11 protein-coding genes, 2 pseudogenes and 1 other annotated feature are annotated in these 13,013 nt (G+C 54.0%); of the genes and pseudogenes, 6 read left to right on the forward strand and 7 right to left on the reverse strand.

Annotated elements, in window-relative coordinates; genetic code table 11:
* Window position 1: 1 nt before the first annotated feature.
* From cobC to rnm, 6 genes are all read right to left on the reverse strand, one after another.
* Window positions 2–598 (reverse strand): alpha-ribazole phosphatase, encoded by a 597-nt coding sequence (cobC, locus tag HGO41_RS07285; RefSeq protein WP_250980904.1) that lies wholly within the window; start codon window positions 596–598, stop codon window positions 2–4.
* A gap of 16 nt (window positions 599–614) precedes the next feature.
* On the reverse strand, window positions 615–1,367 hold the full coding sequence (gene cobS / locus HGO41_RS07290) for an adenosylcobinamide-GDP ribazoletransferase (protein WP_037034472.1): 753 nt from the start codon (window positions 1,365–1,367) through the stop codon (window positions 615–617).
* A gap of 25 nt (window positions 1,368–1,392) precedes the next feature.
* Complete coding sequence (gene cobU, locus HGO41_RS07295) at window positions 1,393–1,947, reverse strand: bifunctional adenosylcobinamide kinase/adenosylcobinamide-phosphate guanylyltransferase (protein ID WP_013575920.1); 555 nt, start codon at window positions 1,945–1,947, stop codon at window positions 1,393–1,395.
* 148 nt (window positions 1,948–2,095) lie between these two features.
* Window positions 2,096–3,016, reverse strand: a complete 921-nt coding sequence (gene rluB, locus HGO41_RS07300) for a 23S rRNA pseudouridine(2605) synthase RluB (protein ID WP_223509797.1) — start codon at window positions 3,014–3,016, stop codon at window positions 2,096–2,098.
* A gap of 597 nt (window positions 3,017–3,613) precedes the next feature.
* Window positions 3,614–4,234, reverse strand: coding sequence for an L-threonylcarbamoyladenylate synthase (locus HGO41_RS07305; protein WP_013575922.1), 621 nt, complete (start codon window positions 4,232–4,234; stop codon window positions 3,614–3,616).
* A 34-nt stretch (window positions 4,235–4,268) separates the two neighbouring features.
* Window positions 4,269–5,192: an RNase RNM gene (rnm, locus tag HGO41_RS07310; RefSeq protein ID WP_013575923.1), complete on the reverse strand. Its 924-nt coding sequence runs from the start codon at window positions 5,190–5,192 to the stop codon at window positions 4,269–4,271.
* A 330-nt stretch (window positions 5,193–5,522) separates the two neighbouring features.
* Window positions 5,523–5,625: a sequence feature (Trp leader region), on the forward strand.
* 57 nt (window positions 5,626–5,682) lie between these two features.
* Between rnm and HGO41_RS07315 the strand changes: the two genes are divergently transcribed.
* From HGO41_RS07315 to HGO41_RS07340, 6 genes and pseudogenes are all read left to right on the forward strand, one after another.
* Window positions 5,683–7,245, forward strand: a complete 1,563-nt coding sequence (locus HGO41_RS07315) for an anthranilate synthase component 1 (RefSeq protein ID WP_112197966.1) — start codon at window positions 5,683–5,685, stop codon at window positions 7,243–7,245.
* A gap of 1 nt (window position 7,246) precedes the next feature.
* A pseudogene (gene trpD / locus HGO41_RS07320) lies at window positions 7,247–8,850 on the forward strand (bifunctional anthranilate synthase glutamate amidotransferase component TrpG/anthranilate phosphoribosyltransferase TrpD).
* A 3-nt stretch (window positions 8,851–8,853) separates the two neighbouring features.
* Entirely contained in the window at window positions 8,854–10,218 is a 1,365-nt protein-coding gene (trpCF, locus tag HGO41_RS07325; RefSeq protein ID WP_119261743.1) for a bifunctional indole-3-glycerol-phosphate synthase TrpC/phosphoribosylanthranilate isomerase TrpF, read from the forward strand.
* A 44-nt stretch (window positions 10,219–10,262) separates the two neighbouring features.
* Window positions 10,263–11,453: a tryptophan synthase subunit beta gene (trpB, locus tag HGO41_RS07330; protein ID WP_013575928.1), complete on the forward strand. Its 1,191-nt coding sequence runs from the start codon at window positions 10,263–10,265 to the stop codon at window positions 11,451–11,453.
* Complete coding sequence (trpA, locus tag HGO41_RS07335) at window positions 11,453–12,259, forward strand: tryptophan synthase subunit alpha (RefSeq protein WP_013575929.1); 807 nt, start codon at window positions 11,453–11,455, stop codon at window positions 12,257–12,259. Before trpB ends, trpA begins: the two co-directional genes overlap by 1 nt.
* Window positions 12,260–12,474: 215 nt before the next feature.
* Window positions 12,475–12,789: a BON domain-containing protein gene (locus HGO41_RS07340; protein WP_013575930.1), complete on the forward strand. Its 315-nt coding sequence runs from the start codon at window positions 12,475–12,477 to the stop codon at window positions 12,787–12,789.
* A gap of 53 nt (window positions 12,790–12,842) precedes the next feature.
* Here the strand turns inward: HGO41_RS07340 and HGO41_RS07345 are convergent.
* Window positions 12,843–13,013, reverse strand: a pseudogene (locus tag HGO41_RS07345) (IS4 family transposase); the annotation flags it as partial.

Raw genomic sequence — 13,013 nt, forward strand, 5'->3', positions numbered from 1 at the left:
GTTAAATACCGCTGTCATTAAAACGCTGAATGACACAAGCGCCGGGGCTGAGATCAATTTCACACAGGCAGCCTTGCTTAAACGGAAAACGCCACATGTCAGCCGGTGCCAGTTTCAGCATCATCGCCAGCAGCAGGCTGAGTGAACCCTGATGCGCGACTATTGCCAGCCTGCTTTCCTGCGGACGCAAATGCAACTGCTGCAACGCCTGCCGGATACGCTGAGTGAAATCTGTAAATGACTCACCTTGCGGTACGTCGGCCTTTTGCCAGTCCTGACACCAGGCCTGATAGCCTTCTGCATGCGAGGCTTCGAGTTCTTTGTGATGACGCATTTCCCACTCACCAAACCCCATTTCCTGCAACAGCGGCTGAGTTTCCATTGCCAGTTCGCGCCCGTAAGCAATAATGCCCGCCGTATCGCGGCTGCGGCGCATATCCGTGTGAATCAGTGCATCAAGCGAAGTAGAAGCCAGCTGACGCGCCACATGCTGCGCCTGTCGCTCACCCTCGGCGGTCAGCGCAATGTCGCTGCTGCCGCAAAAAACGCCGTTAACGTTAGCCTGAGTTTGTCCGTGCCGTATCAGATACAGTTTCATAATTTTGTCCCTTGTCTCAGTGCCATAACAGGAAAAACAGAAAGACCAGTTCACTCAATTCGCATGCCGCGCCCAGCGTATCGCCGGTCTGGCCGCCAATGCGCGTGGCGACAAAACGCCGGAAACCGAGAACAAACAGCAACGTCACCAGTAATGCAAACAGGGAGAATAACCCGCCGATGAGCAGCACCAGCGTTGCCATCAACAGTAATGTGATACCAAAGCGCCCTTCGCTGATCTTACCAATAAACAAATTGCCCATTCCTGACTCGCGGGCATAAGCCTGACGGTACATCATCACCGCCATCATGCTCCGCCCGACAACCGGCGTGACGATAAGAAACGCCAGCACCGGCAATCCGTCGGCGTTCATCTGATAAACCAGTGCGGTTCGTAACAGAACAGCCACAATCAGCGCCAGCGCGCCGTTGGTGCCGATCCGGCTGTCGCGCATAATCTCGAGAATACGCTCCCGGCTGCGCACCGAAAATAAACCGTCGCAACTGTCGGCCAGCCCGTCGAGATGTAAACCGCCGGTCAGCATAATATGTGCAATGACAACGGCAATCGCCGCCGGAAGCACACCGATATGCGGCATTAAAATCTGCCACACCAGCGCGGTCAGTAAACCGATAACCAGCCCGACCAGCGGAAAACAGACAATGCCGCGTGCATACTCTTTCAGTTCAATGCCATCGCACCAGCGATCCCTGACCGGGATGCGGGTGAGAAACTGCAATGTCGCGAGAAACAGCCGCCATAAAGCCATAATAAACACCCTGTTCTGAGTCGTTTTATTCCGATGTTTTCACCGGTACCGGAATGCCGGATACGATCAGGTACACATCATCCGCCGCGGCAGCCAGTTGCTGATTCACCCGCCCCGCAATATCACGAAAACGCCGCGCCAGCAGGTTATCCGGCACAATGCCCATCCCCACTTCATTAGTGACAATAATCACTTCAGATTCAGGATGTTGCGCAGCTTCCATCAGTTTCGTGGTTTGCGCAAAAATATGCTGTTCTATTGCGTCAAAATCCATGTGTTCCGGCGGTGTTTCACCGGCCAGATCAAACAGAAGATTGGTAATCAACGTCGTGATGCACTCGATAATAATGGTCGGAAACTGCGCCTGATGCGCGAGTACGACATCCCCCAGATCACGATAGCTTTCAAACGTATGCCAGTGAGCAGGACGTTGTTGCTGGTGATAACGGATGCGATCCGCCATTTCGGCATCAGTAACGACCGAGGTGGCGATATACAGCACCTCGCCGCCACGTTTCTCTGCTATCTGCTCAGCAAAATGGCTTTTACCACTGCGGGCACCTCCGGTGATTAGCATCATAATCAGCTCCTTGCGTTGTATTACTGAAGAGTATTCATGAACAGGGTGGATGCAGAATAATGTTATGCCCTGAATTTTGAGCAAAAAAAAACCGCAGTCACTGACTGCGGTTTATGAGCATAGACGCAAGTGCCTCGCTTGTCAGCGATTAACCCCGTTTTGCCGGGCCGGTAGTGCGGCGCGTCGGTGCAACCTGAGTATGGCGCTTCACAGCACGACGGATCTGGTTGGCTTTTACGCGACGACGATCACGCTCAACCGGCAGTTTGCTGACAGTTTCTTCCGTCATGTCGACCAGTGTGCGCAGATAGTTGATGTCTGGCAGATCCAGCTCTTTATAGCCACCGCGAGGCAGGCCTTTAGGCAGATTCAGATCACCGTAACGCACGCGGATCAGACGGCTTACCTGTACGCCAACAGCTTCCCACAGACGACGAACCTCGCGGTTACGTCCTTCTGTCAGGGTCACGTTGTACCACTGGTTCAAACCTTCACCGCCCTGGAATTTGATCGAGCGGAACGCCGCAGGACCGTCTTCCAGCTGCACGCCACGGCTCAGTTGTTTGATTTTTTCATCATCAACCTGACCGAAAACACGTACGGCATATTCACGCTCAACTTCACGACTCGGGTGCATCAGGCGATTAGCCAGTTCACCGTCGGTGGTGAATAACAGCAGGCCTGACGTGTTAACGTCCAGACGACCTACGGCGATCCAGCGGGAACCGCGCATTTTTGGCAGACGGTCAAAGACGGTCGGACGGCCTTCCGGATCATTGCGTGTACACAACTCGCCTTCAGGCTTGTAGTACGCCAGTACGCGGCAAACGGTGTCCTGAGATTCCATCACTGACAGAACGTGTCCATCAAGACGAATTTTGGTACCGCCGGTGACTTCCACGCGGTCGCCCAGCGTAGAAATTTTACCGTCAACGCTGACGCGGCCAGCCTGGATCATCGCTTCAACTTCACGACGTGAACCATGACCTGCGCGGGCGAGGACTTTTTGCAGTTTTTCGCTTTGACCTTCGGTGCTGTCCAGTGCGTTCTTCGGCTTCTGGTATTTCACTTCTTCTTCGTCACCGTTTTCATCAAACAGTGCTTCAGCTTTAGGTTTGGTTCCGCGAGGTTTCAACGTACGTGGCTTTTCACCGCGTGCATGTTCCGGACGACCCGGTTTGCCGCTGCGTGCTTTTTCTATACGTGAATTGTCGATACGGGATTCAGAACGCGAATCGCTGCGGCCTGCGTCAGAACGTGGTTTGTCTGAACGTGGCTTGTCGCTGCGCGGTTTGTCGCTGCGTGGTTTGTCAGTACGTGGCTTTTCGCCGCGCTTTTCAGCCCGCGACGGTTCCGGACGGCTTTTTGCTGCGCCGGAATTCCTGCCACTTTTTGGCTTGTCACCAGATGGACGTGATGCTTTGGATTTGTCGCTGGTGTGCTTCTGGGAATTATACTTCTCGCTCATTGAGCAGCCTCATTTGTCGCCTTCACAGGCGTCGGGGGGAGCCGGCAGCATGACCTGATTTGTCATCTGCCCGCAAAAATTCAGTTATTGCGTATCATTACAATGACTTAGAAAAAAGTCAGCCTGCCATTATACACATTTATATGCAATTTGTATCCTGCAAAAAACGTTGCAGTCCGGTTATTTTTCAAACAAGCCTCAGAGGAACGGTGTCGGATCGCCCGCGCCTTCACGCACCACTTCGGGCGCAGCCTCTGTCAGATCAACCACCGTGGTAGGCTGCTGACCAATAGACCCGCCGTCAATCACCAGATCCACCACCTTGCCCAAATGATCTTTGATATCTTCCGGATCGGATTCTGCAAAGTCATTGCCCGGCAGCATCAGCGTGGTCGACATCAGCGGCTCGCCCAACGCCTCCAGCAAGGCAATCGCAATCGGATTGGACGGCACGCGCAGGCCGATCGTTTTACGTTTCTCGCTCATCAGACGGCGCGGCACTTCTTTGGTCGCTTTCAGGATGAACGTGTAATTGCCCGGCGTGTTGTTTTTCATCAGGCGGAAAGCCGCGTTATCCACATAGGCGTAAGTCGACAGCTCAGACAAATCACGGCACACCAGGGTGAAGTTATGGTTGCTGTCCAGCTGACGAATCCGGCAAATACGCTCCATGGCGTTTTTCTCTTCCAGACGGCAACCCAGTGCATAACCGGAATCTGTCGGATACACGATAACCTGGCCTTTGCGCAGCAATTCTACGGCCTGATTAATCAGGCGGGGTTGCGGGTTTTCCGGATGAATATAAAAATATTGACTCATTTTTCCCTCTTAATTCTTCTTCTGCGGTCGGGCTTCAGACCGGTTCAATTTCAGGCTGTTTCCCGGCGACCGGCCAGTGTTGCCATACCGGTTCTACGCCTGCGGGAAGCCAAAGTTTGCGCCCCAGCTCAATCCACGAACAAGGCTGATGGAAATCAGATCCCTGTGAGGCGAGCAACTGATAATCACGGGCGTAAGCCGCCAGTTGTGCACGCTCATTGGGTGCCTGCTGACATTGCGCGACTTCCATCGCGTCGCCACCCTGTTCAGCAAAGAACGCCAGTAAGCGTTTCAGCCATTTTGTGGACAGTTCATAACGTCCCGGATGGGCGACAACCGCCTGTCCGCCAGACTGATGAATTGCATCAATCGCTTGTTCTATTGTACACCACTGTGGCGGAACGTAGCCGGTCTTGCCCTTGGCGAGGTATTTTTTGAATACCTGCGCAATGTTGTCAGCCGCGCCGAATTCCACCAGATAACGGGCAAAATGTGCACGGGTGACGGCTCCGCCATCGGCCAGACGTAACGCACCTTCCCACGCGCCTTCGATGCGCGCTTTCGCCAGACGACGGCCCATTTCCTGCGCACGCTGCTGACGCAAATCGGCCTGCACTTTCAGTAATTCCACCATCGCCGGATGCCCCGGGTCGATACCCAGCCCGACAATATGGATCTCATGATTTTCCCACAGCGTAGAAATCTCGACACCGTTTACCAGTTGCAGTGGCAGCTGATTGTCAGCAATCGCCCGCGCTGCCCGCGCCAGCCCTTCCGTGCTGTCGTGATCGGTGATCGCCAGTACGCCGACACGCATTTCTACTGCACGCGCCACCAGCGCTTCCGGTGTTAAATAGCCGTCAGATGCCGTGGTATGGCTGTGGAGATCGTAAAGGGTAAATGCGTTGCGGGTTATCTGGTCGTCTGCTGAAGGCGAAGTGTTTGTTGGTAAAGTCATCGTCACGTGGGGAATTAACCTGTTTCTGAATGCAGCACATATCATAACGCGTTAGTGCGTTGCACGTTAGGGATGATTTCACCCGGCCGTTACGCACTGTTACAGTGCTATAACAACACTGTTTGCACAACGTCGCCGCACCAAAGGGGGAAATTGCGCTAAAAGAGGGTTGACTTTACATCTCTGAACTAGTTTACTAGTACGCAAGTTCACGGAATAACTCAGTAATGAACACCGTGACAAACCGATTCAGAAAGCTTACGTTTTAAAAACGATAGCTTCATAAACAAACAAGAGTGTCTGATGATGAAAACTTACATGATGGCGGTTCTCAGCTGGTGGCGTACTTCCCCTTGTCGGGCGGAGTAATCACGCATAGCTGTCATCAGACGCTGCAAGATTTCCGAAGCCCGCATAATGCGGGCTTTTTTGTGGCCGTCTAATTTGAAATCCGTTTAATACAAACGTTGAGAAAATTTCAGGAAGCAAAATGACTATTCAGAAACCACGTTTAGAATTGCTGACCGCAGAAGGATGTTACCGCGGCGACCCGACGGCCATTTTCCATCAGTTGTGCGGCGCCCGTCCGGCGACCCTGCTGCTGGAGTCCTCCGAAGTGACCAGCAAAGAAAACCTGAAGAGCCTGTTGATTGTCGACAGCGCCCTGCGCATCACGGCGCTGGGTTCCCGGGTTTCGATTCAGGCACTCACGCCAAACGGCGCGTCATTACTCTCACTGATTGACGCCGCGTTACCGGCTGAAATGCGTAACGACGTGCGTCCGAATGGCCGCGAGCTGAGTTTCCCGTCCATCGACCAGATGCAGGATGAAGACGCCCGCCTGCGTTCGCGCTCCGTGTTTGATGCGTTACGCAGCATCCTGACCTCAGTTGAAGCGCCTGCCGATGAGCGCGAAGCGATGTTCCTCGGCGGTCTGTTTGCCTACGATCTGGTCGCCGGTTTTGAAGATTTACCGGCATTAGAGTCTGACCAGCGTTGCCCGGATTTCTGCTTCTATCTGGCAGAAACTCTGCTGGTACTCGACCATCAGAACCGTTCATGTCGTTTGCAGGCCAGCCTGTTTACGCCGTCGCCGGAAGAGAAACAGCGTCTGCAAGCCCGCCTTGAACAACTGCAGCACCAGTTACAGCTACCGCCGCACGCCATTCCGCACCAGAGCGTGCCGGAAATGCAACTGAGCGTAAATCAGAGCGATGAAGAGTTTGGTGCCGTGGTAGAGAAGATGAAAGTGGCGATCCGCGCCGGTGAAATTTTCCAGGTGGTGCCTTCACGTCGTTTCTCACTGCCGTGCCCTGCTCCGCTGGCCGCTTATGAAACGCTGAAAAACAACAACCCGAGCCCGTATATGTTCTTCATGCAGGATAACGATTTCACGTTGTTCGGCGCGTCGCCGGAAAGTGCGCTGAAATACGACGCGACAAACCGTCAGATTGAAATCTATCCGATTGCCGGTACACGCCCTCGTGGTCGCCGCGCTGACGGTTCACTGGATTTGGATCTCGACAGCCGCATCGAACTGGAAATGCGGACTGACCATAAAGAGCTGGCCGAACATCTGATGCTGGTGGATTTGGCGCGTAACGATCTGGCACGGATCTGCGAACCGGGCAGCCGTTACGTCGCCGACCTGACCAAAGTTGACCGCTATTCCTTCGTGATGCATCTGGTGTCCCGCGTGGTTGGCACGCTGCGTCATGACCTCGACGTACTGCACGCTTATCAGGCCGTGATGAACATGGGCACACTGACCGGCGCACCGAAAGTGCGCGCCATGCAGCTGATTTCTGCCTCCGAGCAAACCCGTCGCGGAAGCTACGGCGGCGCAGTGGGTTACTTCACCGCTCACGGTGATTTAGATACCTGCATCGTGATCCGCTCCGCCTATGTCGAAGACGGCATCGCCACCGTACAGGCTGGGGGCGGTGTGGTGCTCGATTCCGTTCCGCAAGCCGAAGCCGACGAAACCCGTAATAAAGCCCGTGCAGTGCTGCGTGCCATCGCCACCGCCCATAATGCGAAAGAGGTATTTTAAGATGGCCGATATCTTACTCATCGATAACGTCGATTCCTTTACATACAACCTCGTCGATCAGTTGCGCTCGAGCGGACATAACGTGGTGATTTATCGCAATCAGATCCCGGCTGACGTGATTATCGAAAAACTCAGCCAACTGGAAAAACCGGTGCTGGTGCTTTCTCCGGGACCGGGTACGCCGTCCGAAGCCGGTTGCATGCCTGAGCTGCTCAAACGTCTGCGCGGTCAGTTGCCGATTATCGGTATCTGTCTCGGTCATCAGGCAATTGTGGAAACCTACGGCGGTTTCGTCGGCCAGGCCGGTGAAATCCTGCACGGCAAAGCCTCTTCTATTACGCATGACAACGAAGCGATGTTCGCCGGTATGAACAATCCACTGCCGGTGGCGCGTTATCACTCGCTGGTCGGCAGCCAGATCCCTGAGGGACTGACCGTCAACGCCCGCTACGGCGATATGGTGATGGCAGTACGTCACGAAGAAGATCGCGTCTGCGGTTTCCAGTTCCATCCGGAATCCATTTTAACTTCACAGGGCGCCCGTCTGCTTGAGCAGACACTGGCCTGGGCTTTGGCGTAAGGAGAACTGTCATGCAAACGCAAACTATTCCCGGCATTCTCGACAATCTGTTCCGCGCTCAGACAATGACGCAGGAAGAAAGCCAGCAGCTATTTACCGCCATCGTGAATGGCGAACTGGAACCGGCGCAACTGGCCGGTGCATTAATCAGCATGAAAGTGCGCGGTGAGCAACCGGCTGAAATCGCCGGCGCCGCCAAAGCATTGCTGGCACACGCCGAGCCGTTCCCGCGTCCTGACTATCCGTTTGCGGACATTGTCGGCACCGGCGGCGACGGCACCAACAGCATCAATATTTCCACCGCCAGCGCCTTTGTAGCGGCAGCGTGTGGGGCACGGGTGGCAAAACACGGCAACCGCAGCGTGTCCAGCCGTTCGGGCTCATCGGATTTACTGGCTGCTTTTGGCATCCGTCTGGATATGCCTGCGGAAGAATCCCGGGCCGCGCTGGATGATCTGGGTGTGTGTTTCCTGTTCGCGCCGCAATACCACACCGGTTTCCGCCATGCGATGCCGGTGCGTAAATCGCTGAAAACCCGCACGCTGTTTAACGTGCTCGGGCCGCTGATCAACCCGGCACGTCCTCCGCTGGCACTGATTGGCGTGTACAGCCCCGAACTGGTGCAGCCGATTGCAGAAACATTGCGGGCACTGGGTTATGAGCGTGCTGCGGTGGTTCACGGCGGCGGCATGGATGAAGTGGCGATCCACGCGGCAACGCAGGTTGCGGAGCTGAAAGACGGTCAAATAACCACTTACGAACTGACGCCACAGGACTTCGGTATGGATAATTATCCGATAGAATCCCTGCTGGGTGGCGAGCCGGAAGAAAACCGTGACATTCTGGCACGCTTATTACAAGGTAAAGGAGATCCGGCCCATGAAGCCGCGGTGGCCGTTAATGTGGCGATGTTACTGCGTCTGTTCGGTCAGGAAGATTTAAAGCAAAATGCACAACAGGCTTTGGCCGTCATGCGCAGCGGTGAACCCTACCAGCGCGTGGTGGCATTGGCAGCAAGAGGATAAGTGATGCAGCAGGAAACCGTGCTCCACAAAATTGTTCGCGATAAAGAAATTTGGGTCGCGGCACGTAAAGATCAGCAACCGCTGGCCAGCTTTCAGAACGACATAACTCAGAGCCAGCGCAGTTTCTACCATGCCCTGCAAGGGGCAAGAACCGCCTTTATTCTGGAGTGCAAACAAGCGTCTCCGTCGAAAGGCAAGATCCGCGATAACTTTGATCCGGTAGAAATCGCCAGCGTTTATAAAGACCATGCTTCCGCCATCTCCGTATTAACGGACGAAAAATACTTCCAGGGCAGTTTTGATTTTCTGCCGCTGGTGAGCAAAACCGTCACGCAGCCTGTGCTGTGCAAAGATTTTATTATCGACCCGTATCAGATCCATCTGGCCCGTTTCTATCAGGCTGATGCGATTTTGCTGATGCTGTCAGTGCTCGATGACGATCAGTACGTTCAGCTCGCCGCGGTTGCTCACAGCCTTAACATGGGGGTGCTGACGGAGGCCAGTAATGAAGAAGAACTGGATCGCGCCGTTAAACTGAAAGCCAAAGTCGTCGGTATCAATAACCGCGATTTGCGCGATTTGTCTATCGACCTGAACCGCACCCGTGAGCTGGCACCGCGCGTACCGCATGGCGTCACGGTCATCAGTGAATCAGGTATTAATACTTACGGACAAATCCGTGAACTGAGCCGCTTCGCCAATGGCTTCCTGATCGGCAGTGCGCTGATGTCGGAACAAGACCTGAGCAGTGCCGTTCGTCGCGTGCTGCTCGGTGAAAACAAGGTCTGTGGCCTGACCCGCGCTCAGGATGCCAAAGCCGCGCACGAAGCTGGTGCTATTTATGGCGGGCTGATTTTTGTTGAAGCCTCACCGCGTTTCGTGACACAGACGCAGGCGAAAGAAGTGCAGAACGGCGCACCGCTGAAGTATGTCGGCGTGTTCCGCGATGAAGAAATCACCACAGTGGCCCAGACGGCTCAGACATTAAACCTGGCCGCCGTGCAGCTTCATGGCGACGAAGATCAGGTTTATATCGATGCCCTGCGCACAGCCTTGCCGCAAACGGTTCAGATCTGGAAAGCGCTGAGCGTCAAAGAAACATTGCCAGCGCGCGACCTGAATCACGTGGATCGTTACGTCCTGGACAACGGCAAAGGGGGCACGGGTCACCGGTTCGACTGGAGCAAACTGGCCGGTCAGGATTTGAGCAACACCTTACTCGCCGGTGGACTGAGCGCAGATAACTGCGTCGAAGCCGCACAACTCGGTTGCGCAGGCCTGGATTTCAACTCAGGTGTTGAAAGCGAGCCGGGCATCAAGGATGCCGGGAAAATTAATGCCGTATTCCAGACATTGCGGGCGTATTAAGCCGCACGCAATGACGCAAAAATTGACAGACAGGACGCGATAACATGACTTTACTTAATCCCTACTTTGGCGAATTTGGCGGCCAGTATGTCCCGCAAATTCTGATGCCTGCGCTGGCTCAGCTGGAAGAAGCTTTTGTCAGCGCACAGCGCGACCCTGAGTTTCAGGCCGAATTCATTGATTTACTGAAAAACTACGCAGGCCGCCCGACCGCCCTGACGTTGTGTAAAAACCTGACCGCAGGCACCAAAACCAAGCTGTACCTTAAGCGTGAAGATTTGCTGCACGGCGGCGCGCACAAAACTAACCAGGTGTTGGGTCAGGCATTACTGGCCAAACGCATGGGCAAAACTGAAATCATCGCCGAAACCGGCGCGGGTCAGCACGGCGTGGCATCGGCACTGGCCTGTGCGCTGCTCGGCCTGAAATGCCGCATTTATATGGGCGCAAAAGACATTGAGCGTCAGTCGCCAAACGTGTTCCGTATGCGTCTGATGGGGGCTGAAGTGATTCCGGTACATAGCGGTTCTTCCACGCTGAAAGATGCCTGTAATGAGGCGCTGCGTGACTGGTCCGGCAGCTATGAAAAAGCCCACTACATGCTGGGCACGGCAGCAGGCCCGCATCCGTATCCGACCATCGTGCGTGAATTCCAGCGTATGATCGGCGAAGAAACCAAAGCGCAGATGCAGGAACGCGAAGGCTGCCTGCCGGATGCGGTGATTGCCTGCGTCGGCGGCGGCTCCAATGCGATCGGTATGTTTGCGGATTTCATCGACGACACCAGCGTGAAGCTGATTGGCGTTGAACCGGGTGGTCTGGGCATTGAAACCGGACAACACGGCGCGCCGCTCAAACACGGTCACGTCGGCATTTACTTCGGCATGAAAGCACCGATGATGCAGACGTCTGAGGGTCAGATTGAAGAATCCTACTCGATTTCAGCCGGTCTGGATTTCCCGTCCGTCGGCCCGCAACACGCTTTTCTCAACAGCATTGGCCGTGCAGAATATGTGTCGATTACCGATGATGAAGCGCTGGATGCCTTTAAAGAATTGTCCCGCCATGAAGGGATTATTCCTGCACTGGAATCCTCTCATGCGCTGGCTTACGCGCTGAAACTGATCAAGGAAACACCAGAGAAAGAACAAATCCTGGTCGTGAATTTGTCAGGTCGCGGCGACAAAGACATTTTCACCGTACACGACATCCTGACTGCCCGGGGAGAGATTTAATGGAACGTTATCAGCAATTATTCAAGCGTCTGGAAAGCAAAAAAGAAGGCGCATTTGTTCCTTTCGTCACGCTGGGCGATCCGGGCGTTGAGCTGTCACTGTCAATCATCGATACGCTGATCGAAGCCGGTGCCGACGCACTGGAACTGGGTGTACCGTTCTCCGATCCTCTGGCCGATGGCCCGACCATTCAGAATGCAAATCTGCGTGCTTTTGCTGCGGGTGTGACGCCAACGCAATGCTTCAACATGCTGGCCCGTATTCGCGAAAAGCATCCGGATATTCCGATTGGCCTGCTGATGTATGCCAACCTGGTGTTCCACAATGGTATTGAAACCTTCTATCAGCGTTGCGCTGAAGTGGGCGTCGATTCGGTGCTGGTTGCCGATGTGCCGTTTGAAGAATCTGCGCCATTCCGTGCGGCCGCGTTACGCCACGGCATCGCTCCTATCTTCATCTGTCCGCCAAATGCCTCTGACGATTTGCTGCGTGAGATTTCGTCTCATGGCCGCGGATACACTTACTTGCTGTCACGTGCAGGCGTGACAGGCACTGAAAAACGCGCGCTGACGCCGCTGAATCACTTGGTTGATAAGTTACGTGAATACAATGCCGCGCCACCCTTGCAGGGCTTTGGTATTTCCGAACCGTCACAGGTGAAAGAAACGCTGGCCGCAGGCGCAGCCGGTGCTATTTCCGGTTCAGCGACGGTGCGTATCATCGAAAACAATCAGCATCAGCCTTCTGAAATGCTGGCTCAGCTTTCCCGCTTTGTCAGTGAAATGAAGGCCGCGACCCGCGCTTAACCCTCTCTCAGACAGAACCTCAGTCATACAGTGACTAAGGTTCTGTTTCTTTTAATTTCTTACTTTTTTTTACCCCGCTTAATTTGTATTACCCATTTCAATAATCCAAACTAAAATTACTCTGCAGATCAATGATACTGTATGAGAGAGATATCATCTGCTCAGCTAACATGTTGTTTCTTTTGGTTTTATAACAAATCATGGAGAGTTATTTTATGAAGCTATTCAAAACATTGTCCGCATTCTGCATGGCAGCGGTTGTGGTCCTGGCTGTTGCCGCTTGTGCGCCGACCAAAAAATCAGAAGGAACCGGTGGTTACATCGATGACACCGTCGTCACCACAAAAGTAAAATCTGCCCTGCTGGCAGATAAGAGCATTAAATCCACTGAGATCAGTGTCGAGACCTTTAAAGGCCGCGTACAGTTGAGTGGTTTTGTGACGTCAACAGCAGATGCAAACCGTGCAGTTGAAGTGACTCGCGGCGTAGCCGGTGTGCGTTCAATTGAGAATGATATGCGACTGAAATAATCAGGAATGTAGCAAACTGAAAATCTAAGAGGCGCCGAAGCGCCTAATGCCGGTCACTTAAGGTGACCGGCATTGTTTTTTAAGGGATATTTTGACCTTTTTTCTCTCACTTCCCTCGCATATTCACGCTCACGCCTCGAGGGCAGCTTTAGCATCGCTGCGTTGCTGTAAAAATGCTTCAGATGACCCGGGATGGCTCCCGCTGATGCCCACGGCAGCCCGAT

The sequence above is a fragment of the Rahnella sp. CG8 genome (genome assembly GCF_023701875.1).
Taxonomy (GTDB): domain Bacteria; phylum Pseudomonadota; class Gammaproteobacteria; order Enterobacterales; family Enterobacteriaceae; genus Rahnella; species Rahnella aceris.